At 53.4% G+C, this 292-nt stretch carries 1 rRNA gene; it reads right to left on the bottom strand.

Annotated elements, in window-relative coordinates:
- A 23S ribosomal RNA gene (locus tag AC5RVB_RS16355) occupies positions 1-235 on the bottom strand; the annotation flags it as partial.
- Between the last annotated feature and the right edge of the window lie 57 nt (positions 236-292).

The raw sequence follows: 292 nt of genomic DNA, 5'->3' as shown, positions 1-292 counted from the left end.
TTGTTTTCTCTTCCTGTGGGTACTGAGATGTTTCACTTCCCCACGTTCCCTCCACGCACCCTATGTGTTCAGATGCGGGTCACCCGGTCACTCGCGCGCCGGGCGGGGTTTCCCCATTCGGACATCCTGGGATCAAAGTTCGGTTATCAACTCCCCCAGGCTTATCGCAGATTCCTACGTCCTTCTTCGGCTCCTGATGCCAAGGCATCCACCGTGTGCCCTTAAAAACTTGACCACAAAGATCAATAATTAATTATCGCTATCGAGAAAACCACGGTCACACCCCGCCACC

This window comes from Arthrobacter sp. Y3225209, from assembly GCF_059090685.1.
Note: the sequence above shows the minus strand (reverse complement) of the source record. Positions and strands in the feature narration are given on the sequence as shown.